This window comes from Sphaerisporangium sp. NPDC005288, from assembly GCF_040607475.1.
Taxonomy (GTDB): Bacteria; Actinomycetota; Actinomycetes; order Streptosporangiales; family Streptosporangiaceae; genus Sphaerisporangium; species Sphaerisporangium rhizosphaerae.
Map to the genome: position 1 here is coordinate 101,523 of NZ_JBEXGT010000010.1, position 17,297 is coordinate 118,819.

Consider the following 17,297-nt stretch of genomic DNA (forward strand, 5'->3'; position numbering starts at 1 on the left):
CCCTGTCATCCGTGCGCCGAGTTGGGGGTGAGGTCGTCCGCGGCCGCGCCGGCCAGCGCCCGGTGGGCGAGGCCGAGGTTGTGCCGCCAGGTCTGCCGGTAGTCGCCGCCGAAGGCCGACGGCGGACGCGCGAGCAGGTCGGCCGCCTCGGCCACGATCTCCTCCACGGGGCGTGGCCGGTACACGAAGGCCGGTCCGGCGTTGGGGCCCAGCCCGGGATCGGCGGCCGGGTTCAGCGGAGTCCCCATCAGCAGGGTCGCCAGGGCCGGCAGGGCCGCCTGCATGACCGGGAAGGCCGTCTGGAAGAACGGGCCGGGGCGGGCCGTCTTGCCGACGGCCTCCCCGAGCGCGGTGAGCACGAGGGTGTAGCAGTTGTCGAACAGGTAGGACAGCCTGCGGAAGTCGCCGTCGAGGTCGGCGGCGGAGGGGTTGGCCTGCATCGGGTAGATCGGCGGCAGGCTCACCTCGCCGCGGGCGATGCGTTCGAACCTGCCATAGTGCGACAGCTCCCACGGCGTGCCGAGGATCGGTCCGTAGGTGCCGTCCAGCCGGTCGCCGTAGTGGTCGTATCCGCCGTACGGCTCCTCGTACGGCGCCGGCGGCCGCTGCACCTCGGCCCCCTCGCCCTGCTGGACGATCTCGGTGATGGCGGCCTTCGCGCCGTCGAGGTCGTGCACGATGTGCAGCTCGCCGCCGCCCGGGCCGAAGTAGGTGTCGTCACGCTGGAACCCGGTGTCGTGCCCGAACACCTCCTTCTCGCCGTATCTGGCGACGCAGCTCTCGAAGCCCAGCTCGATGGCCTTGTAGAACTGGCCGATGGTGTGGTACGGCTCGTCCTCGGCGGGCGCCTGCGGGCTGGACTCGGGCAGCTCTATCTGCATGAACACCGTGCGCGCGAGCAGGGGTGACAGCGGCTGGAGCTGGATGAAGGGGCCGCCCTCCGCGTGGCCGAGCAGGTAGGCCGGGTAGACGGGCACATGCTCCTCCGCCAGCGAGGGGGGCGTGCCGATGGCGTTCATGAGGTTGGCCACCTGCATCATGTGCAGCATCTCCTCGACCACCACGCCCCTGATCAGGCGGGACGCCTCCGAGGAGGGGTCGGTGATCGAGTACAGGGCGCACAGGTAGGGCGGGATCGTGGAGAGCTCGATGGTCAGCGCCGTCTGCAGGTGGGCGGCCAGCCTCTCGACGGAGTCCAGGGGCCGGTGGGTCATGGTGAGCGGGAACAGCCTGGCGGCGGGGGGCGTCATGAGAGGTCGTCCGATCGTCGGTTCGGAAGCTGGGCAGGGGCGGGCCGGATGACGGCGCCGGTGTCGTCGCCGTCGGGGGTGAGGAGCACGACGGCGGTGCCGCCGAGGGCCGGGGTACGGGGGTCGCGTGCCACCACGAGCACGGCGCACGGGGCGGGCACCGTCTCCGGGGCGGTGTAGCGGCCGTCCTGGTCGATCCGCCCCACCTCCGGCAGGACGCTCCACTCGGCCCGCACCGGGTCGCCGCCCAGGGCGGCGGTGAACGACCGGGCCGTGCCCGGGCCGAGCGGCGCGGGGGCGTACGGGGTGACCTGCACGGCGACCGGCGCCGCCGGGAAGACGACGATCCGCGCGCTGCCGCTCTCCTTTCCGATGCGCGCGGTGAGCGTCACGGCCACCGGCCGGTCCAGCTTCGCGGGCGGGGTGTAGCGGCCCGTGTCGTCCACCGTCCCGACGGCCGGAGATATCGACCAGGTGACCTTCTCGGCGGACCCGGGCAGCCGCGCGGTGAAGGCGCGGGCCTGGTCACGGGCCTCGAAGACCGAGATGATCGGCGCGACGGTCACCTGGGCGGGGGTCACCACCACCGCCGCGTACGCCCGCTGGGCCGTCGCGAAGCCCTTCCCGGCGGCGTCGCGGACCGCCTCCCCATCGGCGTCGTCCCCTTCCACGGTGATGGGGTCCCGCGCCGTGGCCGTGACGACGACCACCTTGGGCCGGGAAAGCCCGGCGGGAGGCGTGTACACCCCGTCGGCGCCGATCCGGCCGCCGCCGCGCGGGACCGACCAGGTGACCGGCCGGTCGGCGGCGAGCCGCACGGTCTCGGCGGTGGTCACGGCCGACAGCGGCGGGGACACGGCGAAGCCGGGCGCGTTCAGCGTGCCGAACGCGACCAGGTCGCCGGGCACGTGGGCCGACAGCAGCCGGGCGGTCTGCCGTCCGGGGAACAGCAGGTTGGTCACCGCGAACGCGCCGACGTGCGGGACGGTGAAGCCGAACAGGCCGCTGAGCTGGTAGACGATCTCCTTCGCGATGAGGTCGCAGGTCAGCTGCCGGGCCTGCTCGTCCTGGAAAGGGTCGATCTTCTTGAAGAACGAGTCGTCGGGGGCCGGGAAGCTCACGCCGACGCCCCCGGACGAGGTGAAGGTGATCTCGGCGGTGACCGGGTCGACGCCGGGCCGGTAGGTGGTGTCCAGTTCGACGGTCATGGTGACCTGACCCTCGTCGCAGATCGTGGGCAGGGCCGGCAGGTCGACCTCGACGCTCCATGCCTGCTGCCAGTCATGCGACCAGGTGCCGGTGAGCGCCCCCGCGGAGGAACGGAAGGCGATGTCCTTCAGGGTGACGTAGACGTCCTGCGGCTTGCCGCACCAGCCCGCCTGCACGGTCCCGTACTCGCTGGTGTACCGGACGGGCATGGTGATGCTCCCGCCGGTGACCGTGACCGACCAGGCGTCCGACGCGTCGCCGTGCGCGTCGGTGTTGCCCGCGCCGACGACGCCGGCGACCAGGTCGCGCAGGATGCCGCCGAACAGCACCCTGCCGGACACCAGCAGCGTCGTGTCCATTCCGGCGGGGATCACGTTGGCCAGAGGAAGCGAGGTCTGCGCGCCGCCCTTGGGGTTGTAGTCCGTGGGCACGAACAGCAGCAGCCGCCCGGCGTCCGCGGGGTCGGCCTGGTCCCGCTGGGTCGCCAGCTCGAAGTCGCCGGCCGGGGTGAGGTCGGTGGCGTTCGGCGTGTAGTCCAGCGTGCCGAGCGCGTACCGCCGGTACCCGGTGCCGGGATCGGCGAGCAGGCGCAGGAAATACGCGCCGAGCAACGTGCCCGTCGCGCCGGGCACGCCGAGGTCGGCGAAGAAGTCCTTGCCGTCGTCGATCCGCAGGGACACGTGGGTCTGGTGCTCGACCTCTCCCTTCACCTTTCCCAGCGGCACGGTGCCGGTGATCGTGTAGCCCTGCGCGCCGGTGATCCACTGGGTGGAGACGACCTTGGCCGCCCCGCCCGCGGTGAGGACGGTGCGGGCGATCCCGGAGACGACCGGGATGGTGAGCCGCGCCGCCTGGGGGTCCAGTGCCGGGTCGAACGCGATCAGCGGATGACCGAGGACGACGTCGGCGAACTCGACCGCGTAGTCGTCGATGATGGGCACGGTGCCCGAGATGGGCGGCAGGTGGTCCCCGGACACGAGGTCCTGCACGAACTGCCGCTGGAACAGCTCGTTGACCTTGTGCGCCGACAGGGCGCACACCACGTCCCAGCCCTGGGTCACGCCCTTGCCCCGCAGGTGACGCAGGACCTCTTCGACGCTCGCGTCCGTCGTCATGGGGTGGCCGCCCTGTCCCAGTCGAAGTCGCCGAGAGGGTCCAGGACCCCTAGCTGCACGATGGGGGAGATCCCGGCGGTCGCCTCCACCACCTCGGGCAGCAGGAGCGGCTGGCCCGCCCAGGGGAGCGGGCCCACGACGGCCTCGAAGACGTCCAGCCAGGAGACGCCGGGATCGTCGTCCTTCAGCTGCAGGGCGGCGCCGGTGACGCCCAGGGCGATCAGGGCTCGCCCGAGAACGGCGTCGATGCCCACGTTCACCATGAAGGCGGTGATCGTGAGGTCCGTTCCCTCACCTCCCTCCCCCGTCGCGGGCCCCGCGCCACCGCCCGCCGATCTGATCGCCTTGACCTGGTCGATCAGGTGGAAGGCCCCGTCGGTCAGGATGGGCGCGAAGTAGCCGATCCAGGTGGCGTTGGTGATCTTCTCTCCTCTGGTCATGGCGGCCCAGTTCCAGTCGGCGCTCGGGGTGAACAGGCCCTGGACGATGATGTTGGCCGCGAGGTCGAGCCCGTTGACCAGCAGCGATCCCACGCTGTCGGCGCCGGACTGCGCGTCGGCCATGTTGACGCCGTCGGTCAGCATGTCGATGCCGATCAGCACCATGGAGGAGTAGTACTGCGCGTCCTCGAGCGGCGTGTACCTCTGCCCGGCGGCGGCCGGCGAGCCGGCCGCGACGCTCCTCGCGAGCACGCCCTCACCTTGGGCCTTGGTGAGCGGGTCGTAGGGCCCGCGGCCGGTGGCGGCCAGGCACGCGAGGGTGACCGGCGCGGCGAAGGCGAGACAGAACAGCCGGCCCAGCGTCATCGCGTCGCGGTTCCCGCTGGGCCTGGCCAGGTTGTCCCACATCCAGGTGAGCACCGGCGAATCGTCCATCGGCGCGGTGAGCAGGTCGTGGACCCACCGCACGACCTCGGCCGCCAGCTCCAGCAGCGTCACGACGAGCACGTCGCAGGCGTCGAGCGCCAGGTCGATCAGGTCGCGCAACGCCGCCAGCAGGTCGGCGACGCGAAGCTCCCCGGCCTTGGCGGGGTCGCGGAACAGCGTGAGGCACACCGGCACCACGTCCTGCAGGGCCTTCCCGCCGTCCGCGAGGATGCCGGAGTCCTCGACGGCCTTGACCAGCTTGCCGGTGAAGCCGTCGGAGAGCGGGGGCATCGTCCTGGCCGGCCGGTCCGGCACGTTGTCCAGGATCTTCGTGAGCACGTAGTTGTGCTGGGCGGGACTGCCCTCCAGCGCCGCCGCGAGCCCCGGCGACCGGCCGCCCGCGGGCCGGAGCCCGAGCCGCACCCGGCCGCGGCCGACGTCGTTGATGGTCGTGCTCCCCAGCACGGCCGCGGCCTCGTCGAGCCCGGCGTTCAGCTCGGACTTCAGATCGGAGAAGAAGCGTCCCGTCCCGACCGCCGCGGAGTCGCCCAGCCACCGCTGGAGCGAGGACAGGCCGGTGGTGATGGTGCCGTAGAACTCGTCCATGGTGCGCCAGATGGAGCGCCAGTGCAGGGCGTCCTGCCACAGGTCCTTCGCCTTGTCGAAGGCCAGCTCGATGGTGTTGAGAACGCTCTGCATCAGGGAGCCGACCTCGGCCAGGCCCTCCAGCGCGAGGCCCACCACGGTGGTGTAGACGCCCTTCGCGGACTCCACCAGCGCGGAGAAGGTCTCCTGGTCCGGATGGGCGATGAAGGCGACGAGCTTGACCGCGCCCGACTTCAGGGCCTGCCAGACGTCCACCAGCCAGTCCCCGAGGCTCTTGCCCAGGACGCCGGCCGTGAGCGCCTCCGCCGGCGCGGGGCCCCGGGCCGTGAGGGTCGCGGGCCCGGCCGCCGCGTGGAAGGCCGCCAGCCGTTCGGTGACGGCGTCCGCGGTGGCGTAGGCGATCAGCCGGGGCGCGCCGGGATCGCGCAGGTCCACCTCGAACCCCCCATCCGGCTTGGCGCCCCCGGGCCCGAGGGCGGCGAGCCGGATGACGGCGCCGGCGGCCACCTTGGCGAGCCCGGGGGTCAGGCCGGGAAGCAGCGGGCCGTCCTTGCCACGGGCGGCGCGCAGCATGTCCGCGCTCATCGGCGGGATGGTGGCGGTGCCGTTGAACAGGGGCGCCCTGCCCGCGAGCGTCTCGTACAGGTAGCCGTGCGGGGTGATCGGCAGATCCTCCGCCGCCCCTTCGACGCGCGCGGTGAAGGTGACCGCGGTGAAGCCGGTGGCGGGCTGGCTGAACTCCACCGCGCCGGTCTCGTCGGTGGTGAGCGTCGCGGCCGTGCCCGGCCGCGCGAGCACCGTGCGCCCGCCGCTGTACAGGCCCACCAGCCGCGAGGAGGTCAGCTCGATCGCCCTGTGGCGCACCGGCAGGCCGTTCGCGTCGGTGACGGTCAGCCGGGTGCGGTACCGGGACACCACCATCGGCGCGTCCTCGGCGTGGCCGTGCACCGGCACGCGCGTCCATCCGCCGCCGGTACGCGGCCGGCTGAGCAGGTCGACGGTGCCGTCCGCCCGGGTCACGGCGAGCGCGCCCGCGCCGCCGGCGGGGGTCCTCACCTGCACGGCGTCGGTGTCGAGCGGGAAGATCGGCGCCCAGACCGGGACGTCATCGGCCGTCCAGGCGGTCTGCCGAAGTTGCCAGAGCCTGCCGTCCGGGGCGCAGCCGTAGCACCGGACCATCCCGTCGTCGTCGAGCACGGCCGTGCCCCGGACGATCTCGCCGAGCGGGATCCGGACGGGCGTGTCGCCGAACCCCGCCGAGGAGTACAGGTTGTTCGCGGTGTCGGTGAACACGACCATGGCGGAGTCCGCGTGCGGGTAGGTCGCGAGCAGCCGCGCCGCGGGGGCCGCCACCTTGACCACCTCGGGGTGCGCGGCCACCCGGTCGCCGGTGCCGGGCCAGATCCGCAGCACGCCACCGGCGGTGGCGAACAGCACCCAGGCGTCGGGTGAGGTGAAGGCCAGCCGGGCCTCTCCCCCGACCAGCTCGCCACCGAGGTCGACGCGGGCCGCGGTCCACTTCCCGCCGTCGGCGGTGCAGAGCGTCAGATCGCCGCGCGCGTCGATGCCGCTGACCGCGAAGTCCCCGCTCAGCGGGATCTCGGCCACGCCCAGCCCGGTGCAGGCGGCCAGCTCCGCCGGCTCGCCCCATTCACCGCGGGCGTCGCGCACCGAGTGCAGCAGGGCCGGCTCGGTGGCGTAGAAGGCGTTGACCAGGCCGTCCGCGTCCACCAGGGTCACGACCTCCTGGGCCCGCGCCCCCTTCGGCAGCGGGTGAAGCGTGTACCCCGACGCCGACTCCCCCGACGCCCGAACCTCGGCGAGCCCGGTCCCGGGCGTTATGGCGAGCAGCAGATGGGTTCCGTCATCGGTCGTCGCGATGGAGGTGTGGTTGTGCGCTTCGGGATCGACGCTCACCGGCTTGACCGGTAAGACGTCCTCCGACAGGCGTGAGTCACAGTCGACGCGCAGGGGCAGGGCATGGTCGATCGGCAAGGAGACCTCCGTGAGGCTCGGTCCATCGGATGGGGAGTCAGCCGGGCGGAGGCGGAGCGGGGCGGAGCCGTTCGTCGTCCAGGGCCAGCTCGAACGCGCGGATGAGCGATATCCAGCCCGCGAACGGCTTGTCGGCGCCGTGCTCGTGGCGCACGACGCCTTCGATCGGGTCGGCGAGCAGATCGACTTCCACGGTCAGCCGGACGCGGTGCCCAGAGTCGCTCACCCGCGCAGTCTGCCGCCGTCGCCTGGTGCCCGGCGTCAGGGTAGACACCCTGATATTTGGCGATATACGCCACCCTTACCGGGTGGTATTCGTGGCCGGTGCGCGTTCGCGGTCTTACGGTGGGGGCGTGACGAAGCGGGTGGCGGAATCGTTGCTGCTGGAACGTGACAGCGAGCTGACGGCACTGGCGGCGGCGCTGGAGGCCGTACGCACGGGGAGCGGGTCCCTGGTGGTGGTGCAGGGGCCGCCCGGAGTGGGCAAGACGCGGCTGCTGGCCGCCGCCGCCGATCAGGCCCAGGCGAACGGACTGCTCGTGCTCGCGGCCCGCGGGCATGAACTGGAGCGGGCGATAGCGCTGGGCGTGGCACTCGACCTCCTCGCCCCGCCGCTGACCGCCGCCCGCCCGAAGGAGCGCGCCCGGCTGGCGGCGGGCCTCGCCGCACCGGCCGCGCCGCTGTTTCCCGGGCTTCTTCGCCAGGAGCTCTCCCCGGCGGCACCGGGCGGCGACGACATGCTGCGGGGACTGTGCCGGCTGGCGGTCAACCTGACCGGATGGGGAACCGAAGGCGCCGCGGTCCGCCCCATGCTGCTCACCGTGGACGACGCGCAGTGGGCGGATGAGGCGTCGCTGCGGTTCCTCGCCATGCTCGCCGACCGAGTCGGCGCGCTCCCGCTCGCCTTGGTGGTCGCCGTGCGCGACGGCGAGGACGGATCGGAGGTCTCGGCGCTGCGCCGGCTGACCGTCCAGCCCCCGAACCGCCTGCTGGCCCCCGCGCCCCTGTCCGCCGGCGCGGTCGAACGGCTGGTGGCCGGCGTGTTCCCCGCCGCCGGGGACGACCTGGCCGCCGCCGTGGCGCATGCGAGCGGCGGCAACCCCTTCCTGGTCGGCGAGTTGCTGCGGTCCCTGCAGGCCGACGGGCACGTCCCGCCCGCGAGCGCCGTCGCCGGCATGGTGCCCGGCACCGTGCTCCACTCGGTGCTGGCGCGACTGGCCAGGCTGCCCGCCGAGGCCGTCCGCCTCGCCACCTCGCTCGCCGTCCTGGGCGATCGCACCCCGCTGCGCCGGGCGGCCCGTCACGCCGGCCTCGGCCTCCCGGCCGCCGAGCGGGCCGCCGACGTGCTGGCCGGCGCCCACCTGCTGCGCCCCGGCGACCCGCTCGGGTTCCTCCACCCGCTCATCGCCGCGGCCGTCCACGCCGACCTTCCCGCCTTCGCCCGGGCCCGCGCCCATCGCAGGGCCGCCGACCTGCTCGCCGAGGACGGCGAGGGGGTGGAGAAAGTGGCCGGCCACCTGCTGGTCTCCCAGCCCGAAGGCGATCTCGCCGTGGCCCGCACACTGCGCGAGGCGGCCTGCCTGGCACTGCGCCGGGGCGACCCGGCCGCGGCCACCCGGCTGCTTCACCGGGCGCTCGCCGACGCCACCGCCGGGCGCCATTCCGGCGAACTCATGCTCGAACTGGCCCGCGCCCAGATGACCGCCGGCGACCTGGCCGCCCACGACACGGTCACCGAAGCGCTCCCCCTGCTCGACGACGCGCCCGCCCCTGTCAGGGCCGAAGCGCTCACCCTGCTCGCCCGGCTGCGGAACTCGCGCGGAGACTTCTCCGGCGCCGCGGTCGCCCAGGACGCCGCACTCGACCTGTTCGAGGCGGGCGACCCGCGCTCGGAGGATGTTCTCGCCGAGTACCTGATGATCGCCCGCTTCCATCCTTCGCTGCGCCGCCACGCCGCCCGGCGGCTGGCGCCGGTGCTGCGCGAGGCCCGTCAGGGGCGCCCGCCCGGCAGGCCGGGCCTGCTGGCGCACCTCACCCTGCAACTCGCCCTCGACGGCGACCCGGTACCCGAGGTACTGCGCGCCGCCTCCGGCGCGCTCGCCCACGACCCCCTGGTGGACCCGGTCGGCCACGGCTCACTGATGGGGATCGTCGTCCACGCCCTGGTCATCGCCGGTGAGCTGGTCGTGGCCGAGGCCGCGGCCGACGCCGCGCTGTCGGCGGCACGACGCAGAGGAGACGTGCTCGCCTACGGTTACGCCGGCTACCACCGGGCGCTGGCCCGCTACCACCAGGGGGCGCTGACCGCGGCCCTGGCCGACCTGGAGGCGGCCCGAGGGCCGCACGACGAAGGCTGGAACTCCGCGGGCGGCTGGATAGCCTTCCTGCTCGCCTGGGTGCACCTCGAACGGGGCGAGGAGGACGCCGCGGAGGAGGCGCTGCACCTGGCCGACCCGCATCCGCCGGACGGCATGTACTCCCCGCTCGTCCTCGACTGCCGCGCCCGGCTGTCACTGCTGCGAGGCGACCCGGCGGCGGCGCTCCGAGCCGCCCGCGACGCCGGCCACCTGCTCGAACGGCTCTACGAGATAGACCACCCGGGCCTGCTGCCCTGGCGGGGCACGGCGGCCATCGCCGCGCACCACCTCGGCGACCACCGCGCCGCCCAGGAACTGGCCGGCCAGGCCGTCGCCCGCGCCCGGACCGTCGGCGTGGCGCAGGCCGTCGGCGCCGCGCTGCGCGTCGCCGGCCTGGTCGCCAGGCCGCGTCCCGACCTCTCGCTGCTCGCCGAGTCGGCGAAGATCTTGCAGGGAACCCCCGCGGCGCTCGAGCACGCCCGCGCCCTCATCGACCTCGGGGCCGCGCTGTGGCGGGCGGGGCGTGGCCGCGACTGCGGGCCACCGCTCCGACAGGGCCTGGCGCTGGCGGACCGCATGCACGCCCGCCCGCTCGCCGAACGGGCCCGCGCCGAACTGCACGCCGCCGGCATGCGCCCGCGCCGGACCGCCGTCGCCGGCATCGACGCCCTCACTCCGGCCGAGCGCAGAGTGGCCCTCCTCGCCCTCCACGGGCACAGCAACGGCCAGATCGCCCAGACCCTGTTCATCTCCACCAAGACCGTGGAGACCCATCTCGCACGGGTCTACCGCAAACTCGCGATCGTCAACCGCAGGCAGCTCAGCGAGGCCTTCGGCTCCCCCACCTGAGGCGTCGAGCGGGCCGGTGCGCACGCGGGCGTCGTTCGGCCACGGGCCCCCTGAATGCGGCCGTCCACGCCCGGCTCGCGGCGGACCCCGATCCGCGCGCCGGGCCGGGGTCAGGCGTTCACGCGGCGCCGGCGGACAGGCGGTTGAACAGCGCGAGCGCGGCCTCCCGCACGTCGGGCGGTGTCACCCCGTACAGGACGGCGCGGGCCTCGGCGATGTTGCGCGTGGTGGCGCAGGTGATCGCCACCGACGTGGCGGCGGCGTGGTTCAGCGACCCGGCCGGCTCGCGGTCGGCCATCTCCCTGGCGCTGGTGGCAAGATCGAGGTTGTCGGCGGATGCACTGCTCAATGGGTCCTCCTCGGGTCGCGGATCGAGGTCGTCGCCGGTCAGGCAGGCCGTGGCGGAGGCTGGAGGCGGCCCGGCGGGACAGGCCGCGCCCCGGGCCGTCACGCGGGCCCGCGGCGCCTGCTCATGACGCCAACTGTAGAGCAGCGCGAGGCGGCCGCTCCCGGCGGCCACGCGATCCGTCCCTGATCTCCCTGATTTCACCGGCCTCGCCGGTCGCCCCATGTCCGCCTTGTCGTTTCTTGTCCCCCTGATCGCGCCACCCGGCCACCTCCCCGGTCCGTGGGTGGGAACGAATACAGAGGTCACAGGAGCGACGACGGGGGCGATGCATGATCACCGCAGAGACGATCGACCGGATCATTCGCTTCAACGGGGGCGACGTGCCCGTGGTGTCGCTGTACGTGAGCGTCGGGGCGGACGGGAACACCACTCTGTCCACCCGCGTCAACAGCCTGCTGCACGAGATCCGCCCGCTCGGACAGGACAGCTCGCTCGGGCGCCAGGCCCGCATGTCCATCCGCGGCGACATCGAGCGCATCGCCGGCATGGAGGGCCTGGAGCGGGCCGAGGCCGGCGCCGTGGCGGTGTTCTCCTGCAGCGGGGCCGACCTGTTCGAGCAGATCCCGCTGCCGCGGACCGTGCGCGACCGGGTCATGGTGGACGCCGCCCCGTGGGTGCGCCCGATGCTGGCGGTGCTCGACGAGTACCACCGCTCCTGCGTCCTGGTGCTCGACCGGCGCTCGGCCGAGGCATGGGAGCTGTACCAGGACGAGATGCGCGAGGCCGGCAAGGTGGAGGACCCCACGCTGCGCAAGTCCAACTACGCCGGCTGGTACGGGTACACCGAGCACCGCGTGCGCAACCGCGCCGACGACCTGACCCGGCGGCACTACCGCAACGCCGCGCGACTGGTGGACGAGCTGTTCCGCACCGGCAGGTACGAGCTGATCATCCTGGGCGGGCATCCGGAGGAGGTGCCGGGGTTCGTCGACTTCCTTCCCCGCCATCTGCGTCCGAGGGTCGCCGGCACCTTCTCGGTCGACCCGCGCACCGCGACCCCGGCCGACATCCGGCACAGCGCCGAGCGCATCCTCGAACGCTACGAGCGCGAGGAGGAGCGCCGCTGGGTCGCCGAGGTGCTGGAGCGGTCGGCGACGCGCAGGCCGGCGGCCCTCGGGCTGGCGGACTGCCTGTGGGCGGGGTCGGTCGCCGCGGTGCAGGCCCTTCTGGTCCAGGAAGGGGCGACGGCGCCGGGCGTGGTGTGCGACGAGTCGGGCTGGCTCGGCACCGGCGGGGACGCCTGCCCGCTGTGCGGCAAGGCGACCCGGCGCACACCGGACGTGATCGGCGAGCTGGCCGACGCGGTGATCGAGGAGGGCGGCTCGGTGGAGCACGTGCAGGCCGACACCGAGCTCAAGGAGCACCTGGTCGCCGCCTCCCTCCGCTTCCCCGCACCGCCCCCGCCCGACCCCCCGGCCTGACAGACCGGGCAGGGCGGGCAGGGCAGGTCAGGCCGGGGGCAGCGGCATCACCAGGAGCGGATCACCGGAGGGCCGGCGCGACCCGCCCGCGGGCTCGACCGTGACGCCGACCTTGGTGGCGTCCCCCGGCGTGCCCAGCACCACCGGCGGCGTGCGGCCGTCGGCGCCGGGACGGGTCAGCCCGTCGGGGACGGCGCCCGAGGGCCCGATGCGCCACAGCTGGTAGGTGCGCCCCTCGGGCAGGGCGGACAGCCCGGCCGAGACGAACACCATGCGGCCCTGGGAGCGCGAGACCACCAGCGTGCCGGTGACCCCGTCCGCCGTGCGGGTGACGGTGCGGGCGTCCGGCGCGGCCAGCACGGCGGCGAGCCGCTCGCCGCCCGCCCGGGCCCGGTCGAGCTGGTCGCCGGTGCGAACGGCCACGACGCCCAGGCCCACCGCGGCCGCCAGGAAGGCGGCGGCCAGCCCGGTCGCCACGCGCGGCGCCCAGGCGGCCCGGCTCGCCGCCCGCCGCCGCGACCGTCTGCCGCTCCCCCGGCCGGGCCCCTGCCCCGGCCCGGGGAACGGCGCCGGCCCCCCTGGCCCGGCCCCCGGCGAATCGGAACCGGGGCCCCCCACGGACCCCGCACCGCCCCGGGAACGGGAACCGTCAAGTGAACCGGGAGCACCCGGGAAGCCGGGGCCTCCCAGGGGGTTCGCGCCGCCGGCCGGGGCGGGGCCCGGGCCGGGCGGGGGCTGGACGGGGAAGGAGAGCGGGCCGCTGCCGGGGGCCGGGTCGGCGGCGGGGACCGGCGGGAGCTGGCGGACCATGCCGATCTCGGCCATGACGCGCCCCCGCAGGCGGGCCGGCGGCTCCACCGCGAGCGCGGCGCCCAGGCGGGCGGCGGCCTCGCGCAGCCCGCGCGCCTCCAGCTCGCACTCCGGGCACCGGGACAGGTGCTCCTCGAACGCCTGACGCTCGGCGGCGTCCTCGACCGCGCGCAGCGCGTACGCCCCGGCCAGCGTGTGCGGATCGCCGCTCATCGTTCCACCCCCAGGCAGTCGCGCATGCGGATCAGTCCGTCGCGCATCCGGGTCTTGACCGTCGCCAGCGGCACCTTCAGCAGCTCGGCGACCTCACGGTAGGTGTATCCGCCGTAGTAGGCGTAGGTGACCGACTCGCGCTGCAGCTCGGTGAGGCCGCCCAGGCAGCGGCGCAGCCGTTCCTGCTCCAGGGTCGTCTCCACCGACTCGGCGACGTCATCGTAGGGCCGGCGCACCTCCAGCCGGGCCACGCGGTCCTCGCGGTCGATCGCCGCCTGCGCCGCGCGCACGCGGTCGACGGCGCGGTGGTGGGCGATGGTCATCACCCACGCCATGCCCGAGCCGCGCGCGGCCTCGAAACGGGCCGCGGACCGCCACACCTCGATCAGCGCCTCCTGGGCGACCTCCTCGGCCTGGGCCGGGTCGCGCAGCACCCGCAGGGCCACCCCGTACACGGCGGGCGCCACCATGTCGTAGACCTGCTCGAAGGCGGCGCGGTCTCCCCGCGCGAGCCGCCTCAGCAGCTCCTCCAGACCCGGCCGGTCGTGCCGGCCGCCGTCCAGGGGCACGGCTCGTGTCGGCCTCATGCCTTCTTCTCCAACCGTCGGCGTGGACGCGGACACCACTACTTCGGCGCAGAAGGGCCTGTGGATTGCGCGGGAGCCGATCGAGTCGCGGAATCCACCGCCCGCGCCTCCGGTGACGGCCACGGAGCCGGTGGTGAGGCCGTAGTTTGAGAACGACCCGCCCGGCGTGGCGGCATCATGGGTCCCGGCACCGGACGACCGAGGAGAGGCACGTGACCAAGCGTCCCCTTGTACTGCTGGACGTGGACGGGGTGCTCAACCCCGCCCGGCGGCCCACGTTGCGGCTGCGGCGGTACGAGTGCGTCCTGGACGGCCACACCTACACCGTCCTGCTGAACTCCCGGCACGGCGCCAAACTGGCCGAGCTCGCCCGCGACACCGGGGCCGAGCTGGCGTGGGCCACCACCTGGGAGCACCACGCCAACGAGCACATCGCCCCGCGCCTCGGCCTGCCCGCGCTGCCGGTCATCACGGTCAACAGCGACCCCGGCAGCCGTGCCGGGGAGCACTTCAAGACCCGCCACGTCGCCGAGTACGTGGCGGGCCGCCCGTTCGTCTGGTTCGACGACAGCCTGAGCGCCCACGACTGGCAGTACCTCAAGGACCACCCGGCGGTCGGGGAGTTCCTGCTGGTGGAGGTGGACCCGCGCACCGGCCTGACCGACGGGCACCTGACGCGGGCCCGCGACTGGCTGGCCGGCCGCACCGCCTCCGGCGCCGGGCTGCGGCCCCTGCCGCCCTGACCGCCGGCCCGGGCCGCGGAGCCGTCGCCCCGGCCCTCAGCCCGCGCCCGCTCTGTAGTCCCGGCCCTCAGCCCGCGCCCGCTCTGTGGCCCCGGCCCTCAGCCCGCGCCCGCCGTCGCCCTGGCCCTCAGCCGGCGGCCTCCTGCCTCCCGAAGCCTCAGCCGGCCCGCCCGATGTGGTCGCGCAGCCAGTGGTAGCTGGCCTTGGGCGTGCGCCGCTGGGTCTGGTAGTCGACGTGCACGAGCCCGAAGCGCGCCGCGTAGCCGCGCGCCCACTCGAAGTTGTCGATCAGCGACCAGCAGAAGTACCCGCGCACGTCCACGCCCGCGGCGATCGCCCGCCGGGCCGCGGCCAGGTGGTCGCGCAGGTAGTCCACCCGGCCCTGGTCGTCCAGCTCGTCCCGCCCCCCGTAGCCGTTCTCGGTGATCAGGACCGGCGGCAGCGCCGGGTAGCGGGCGGCCAGCCCGGTGAGGGTCTCGTACAGCCCGTCCGGCTCGACCGGCCAGCCCAGCCCGTTGGTGCGCCCGCCCTCGGGGGTCACGCCGGTCACCCCGAGGTCGAACGCGGAGCGCCGCGCGGGGTCGGGCTCGTCGTAGGGCGCCGCCGCGGCGTGGATCCGGTAGTAGTAGTTCAGGCCGAGGAAGTCCAGCGGGGCGCCGATGACGGCCAGGTCGCCGTCCGCGCGGAAGGAGAAGTCGCTGATGTGCCCGAAGGTCTCGGCCATGTCGGCGGCGTAGGCGCCGCCGAACAGCGGCTCGGTGAACTGCCGGTTGACCAGCAGGTCCATCCGGCGGGCCGCCGCGTGGTCCTCGGGGGTGCCGGCGGCCGGCGCGGTGGGCGACATGTTGATCGTCACGCCGACCCGCTCGTCCCCCCGCGTGCGCAGCCGCGGCACGGCCAGGCCGTGGGCGAGCAGCAGGTGGTGGGCGGCGGCCAGGGCGCCGTGGCCCTCCTTGGCGCCCGGGGCGTGCCGGCCCTCGCCGTAGCCGACGATCGAGGAGCAGTACGGCTCGTTGAGGGTGATCCAGTGGCGGACGCGGTCGCCGAGCGCGCCGTGCACGATCTCGGCGTAGTCGGCGAACCGCTCGGCGGTGTCGCGGGCCCGCCAGCCGCCGAGGTCCTCCAGCGCCTGCGGCAGGTCCCAGTGGTAGAGGGTCACGTACGGCTCGATGCCGCGTTCGAGCAGCGCGTCGGCCAGGCGCCGGTAGAAGTCCAGGCCGCGCTCGTTGACCTGGCCGGAGCCCGTGGGCAGCACCCGCGGCCAGGCCACCGAGAACCGGTAGGCGTCCACGCCGAGGCCCCCCATCAGCTCGATGTCCTCCGGCCAGCGGTGGTAGTGGTCGCAGGCCACCTCGCCGGTGTCCCCGCCGGCGACCGCGCCCGGGACGCGGCAGAAGACGTCCCAGATGGACGGTCCTCGCCCGTCCTCGCCCGCCGCGCCCTCGATCTGGTAGGCGGCGGTCGCCGTGCCCCAGACGAATCCGGGCGGGTAGGCCGCCGGGCCCGTCTGCCGTCCCTGTGTCACGCTCATCCCTCGATCGCTCCTGACGTGGTCCGCCGATGCCGCGCCGCCCCGCGCCTCGCGGGGCGGGTGCGGTCGCCAGAACGGTACCGGCCGCCGGGAGGTCCCGCCGGGCCGGGACGTCGTTAACCGCTGCGCCACTTCGGGTACAGATCTCGCCGTTAGCGTGCCCCGCGACGACGAGAGAGTTGGGGTGTGCCCGATGGTGAGGAAGTTCATGGCCGGCGCGCTGGCCGTTCTGGCGGGCGGGGTGGCGCTGGTCGCCCTGCGACCGGAGATCGCGACGGCCGACAGGCGGGGGCACGAGCAGCGCGGCGCGCTGGTGATCGGGCACCGGGGCGCGAGCGCGATCAGGCCCGAGCACACGCTGTTGTCCTACGAGGCGGCCATCAAGCTCGGGGCCGACTACATCGAGCCCGACCTGGTGTCCACCAAGGACCACGTGCTGGTGGCGCGGCACGAGAACGAGATCTCCCAGACCACCGACGTCGCCGCCCACCCCGAGTTCGCGGGACGCAGGACGACCAAGACGATCGACGGCACGCCGGTGACGGGCTGGTTCACCGAGGACTTCACGCTGGCGGAACTGCGCACGCTGCGGGCCAAGGAGCGCATCCCCGACCTGCGGCCGGACAACACCGCCTTCGACGGGCTCGCGCAGATCCCGACGTTCGAGGAGGTCGTCCAACTGGCGCAGAAGAACGGCGTGGGCGTCTACCCCGAGACCAAGCACCCGTCCTACTTCGCCTCGATCGGCCTGCCTCTGGAGGAGCCGCTGCTGGCCACCCTCAGGCGGTACGGCTGGGACGGCGAGCGGGCGCCGGTGTTCGTCCAGTCGTTCGAGACCGGCAACCTCAAGCGGCTGCGAGCGCTGACCCGGCTGCGGCTGGTCCAGCTCATCAACTCCAGCGGCGCGCCGTACGACCTGGTGGCGGCCGGCGACCCGCGCACCTACGCCGACCTGGTCACCCCCGAGGGCCTGCGGGAGATCTCCCGGTACGCCGACGCGGTGGGCGTGGCGACCAGCCGCGTCGTGCCGACCGGAGCGGACGGCCGGCTGCTGGCGCCGACGAGCCTGATCAAGGACGCGCACCGGCGCGGGCTGCTGGTGCACACCTGGACGATCCGCCCGGAGAATTCGCAGCTGCCGGTCGACTACCGGCTCGGCGACCCGGCCAGCCCGGCCTTCGCCGGCGCGACCGGCGACGTCATGGGCTGGCTGGAGCGGCTGCTGACGCTCGGGGTGGACGGGGTGTTCTCCGACGACCCGGGCATCGCCCGCGCGGTCCGCGACCGCCTGGTGGAGGACTGAGCCCGGCCGGCCCGCTCGCGGGCCGGCCGGAAA

General features: G+C 74.3%; 12 protein-coding genes. 4 read left to right on the plus strand and 8 right to left on the minus strand.

Features of this window, described 5'->3' with window-relative positions:
• Nucleotides 1–5: 5 nt before the first annotated feature.
• The 4 genes from ABZU32_RS12300 to ABZU32_RS12315 are packed head-to-tail and all read right to left on the minus strand — an operon-like array spanning nt 6 to nt 7,267.
• Nucleotides 6–1,250 carry a ferritin-like protein gene (locus ABZU32_RS12300; protein WP_354920826.1) on the minus strand — a complete coding sequence of 415 codons (1,245 nt, stop codon included), beginning with the start codon at nt 1,248–1,250 and terminating at the stop codon, nt 6–8.
• Nucleotides 1,247–3,574 (minus strand): hypothetical protein, encoded by a 2,328-nt coding sequence (locus tag ABZU32_RS12305; protein ID WP_354920829.1) that lies wholly within the window; start codon nt 3,572–3,574, stop codon nt 1,247–1,249. The genes ABZU32_RS12300 and ABZU32_RS12305 overlap by 4 nt, the downstream gene beginning before the upstream one ends.
• On the minus strand, nt 3,571–7,041 hold the full coding sequence (locus tag ABZU32_RS12310; RefSeq protein ID WP_354920831.1) for a hypothetical protein: 3,471 nt from the start codon (nt 7,039–7,041) through the stop codon (nt 3,571–3,573). Before ABZU32_RS12310 ends, ABZU32_RS12305 begins: the two co-directional genes overlap by 4 nt.
• Nucleotides 7,042–7,078: 37 nt before the next feature.
• Nucleotides 7,079–7,267 (minus strand): hypothetical protein, encoded by a 189-nt coding sequence (locus ABZU32_RS12315; protein WP_354920834.1) that lies wholly within the window; start codon nt 7,265–7,267, stop codon nt 7,079–7,081.
• 127 nt (nt 7,268–7,394) lie between these two features.
• On the opposite strand from ABZU32_RS12315, the gene ABZU32_RS12320 reads away from it, so the two are divergent.
• Nucleotides 7,395–10,247: an AAA family ATPase gene (locus tag ABZU32_RS12320; RefSeq protein ID WP_354920837.1), complete on the plus strand. Its 2,853-nt coding sequence runs from the start codon at nt 7,395–7,397 to the stop codon at nt 10,245–10,247.
• A gap of 118 nt (nt 10,248–10,365) precedes the next feature.
• On the opposite strand, the gene ABZU32_RS12325 is transcribed toward ABZU32_RS12320, so the two are convergent.
• On the minus strand, nt 10,366–10,596 hold the full coding sequence (locus ABZU32_RS12325; protein WP_354846744.1) for a hypothetical protein: 231 nt from the start codon (nt 10,594–10,596) through the stop codon (nt 10,366–10,368).
• Between the two features lie 329 nt (nt 10,597–10,925).
• Here ABZU32_RS12325 and ABZU32_RS12330 point away from each other — a divergent pair, with 329 nt between their 5' ends.
• Nucleotides 10,926–12,077 carry a hypothetical protein gene (locus tag ABZU32_RS12330; RefSeq protein ID WP_354920840.1) on the plus strand — a complete coding sequence of 384 codons (1,152 nt, stop codon included), beginning with the start codon at nt 10,926–10,928 and terminating at the stop codon, nt 12,075–12,077.
• 27 nt (nt 12,078–12,104) lie between these two features.
• On the opposite strand, the gene ABZU32_RS12335 is transcribed toward ABZU32_RS12330, so the two are convergent.
• Together ABZU32_RS12335 and sigK are read right to left on the minus strand one after the other, a co-directional pair.
• Nucleotides 12,105–13,100, minus strand: a complete 996-nt coding sequence (locus tag ABZU32_RS12335; RefSeq protein ID WP_354920843.1) for an anti-sigma factor — start codon at nt 13,098–13,100, stop codon at nt 12,105–12,107.
• A complete protein-coding gene (sigK, locus tag ABZU32_RS12340) occupies nt 13,097–13,687 on the minus strand; it encodes an ECF RNA polymerase sigma factor SigK (protein WP_354920846.1) in 591 nt (196 codons plus the stop codon). Before sigK ends, ABZU32_RS12335 begins: the two co-directional genes overlap by 4 nt.
• Nucleotides 13,688–13,899: 212 nt before the next feature.
• On the opposite strand from sigK, the gene ABZU32_RS12345 reads away from it, so the two are divergent.
• Nucleotides 13,900–14,430, plus strand: coding sequence for an HAD domain-containing protein (locus tag ABZU32_RS12345; RefSeq protein WP_354920849.1), 531 nt, complete (start codon nt 13,900–13,902; stop codon nt 14,428–14,430).
• A 157-nt stretch (nt 14,431–14,587) separates the two neighbouring features.
• Here the strand turns inward: ABZU32_RS12345 and ABZU32_RS12350 are convergent, their stop codons facing one another.
• Nucleotides 14,588–15,961 (minus strand): GH1 family beta-glucosidase, encoded by a 1,374-nt coding sequence (locus tag ABZU32_RS12350; protein ID WP_354920852.1) that lies wholly within the window; start codon nt 15,959–15,961, stop codon nt 14,588–14,590.
• Nucleotides 15,962–16,154: 193 nt separating this feature from the next.
• On the opposite strand from ABZU32_RS12350, the gene ABZU32_RS12355 reads away from it, so the two are divergent.
• Nucleotides 16,155–17,264, plus strand: a complete 1,110-nt coding sequence (locus tag ABZU32_RS12355; protein WP_354920855.1) for a glycerophosphodiester phosphodiesterase — start codon at nt 16,155–16,157, stop codon at nt 17,262–17,264.
• The last annotated feature ends 33 nt before the right edge of the window (nt 17,265–17,297 follow it).

Excerpts from the sequence above, each read along its gene's own strand:
- ABZU32_RS12335 (WP_354920843.1), bottom strand. The coding sequence starts at position 13,100 with ATGAGCGGCGATCCGCACACGCTGGCCGGGGCGTACGCGCTGCGCGCG.
- ABZU32_RS12330 (WP_354920840.1), top strand. The coding sequence starts at position 10,926 with ATGATCACCGCAGAGACGATCGACCGGATCATTCGCTTCAACGGGGGC.
- ABZU32_RS12350 (WP_354920852.1), bottom strand. The coding sequence starts at position 15,961 with ATGAGCGTGACACAGGGACGGCAGACGGGCCCGGCGGCCTACCCGCCC.
- ABZU32_RS12300 (WP_354920826.1), bottom strand. The coding sequence starts at position 1,250 with ATGACGCCCCCCGCCGCCAGGCTGTTCCCGCTCACCATGACCCACCGG.
- ABZU32_RS12355 (WP_354920855.1), top strand. The coding sequence starts at position 16,155 with ATGGTGAGGAAGTTCATGGCCGGCGCGCTGGCCGTTCTGGCGGGCGGG.
- ABZU32_RS12305 (WP_354920829.1), bottom strand. The coding sequence starts at position 3,574 with ATGACGACGGACGCGAGCGTCGAAGAGGTCCTGCGTCACCTGCGGGGC.
- sigK (WP_354920846.1), bottom strand. The coding sequence starts at position 13,687 with ATGAGGCCGACACGAGCCGTGCCCCTGGACGGCGGCCGGCACGACCGG.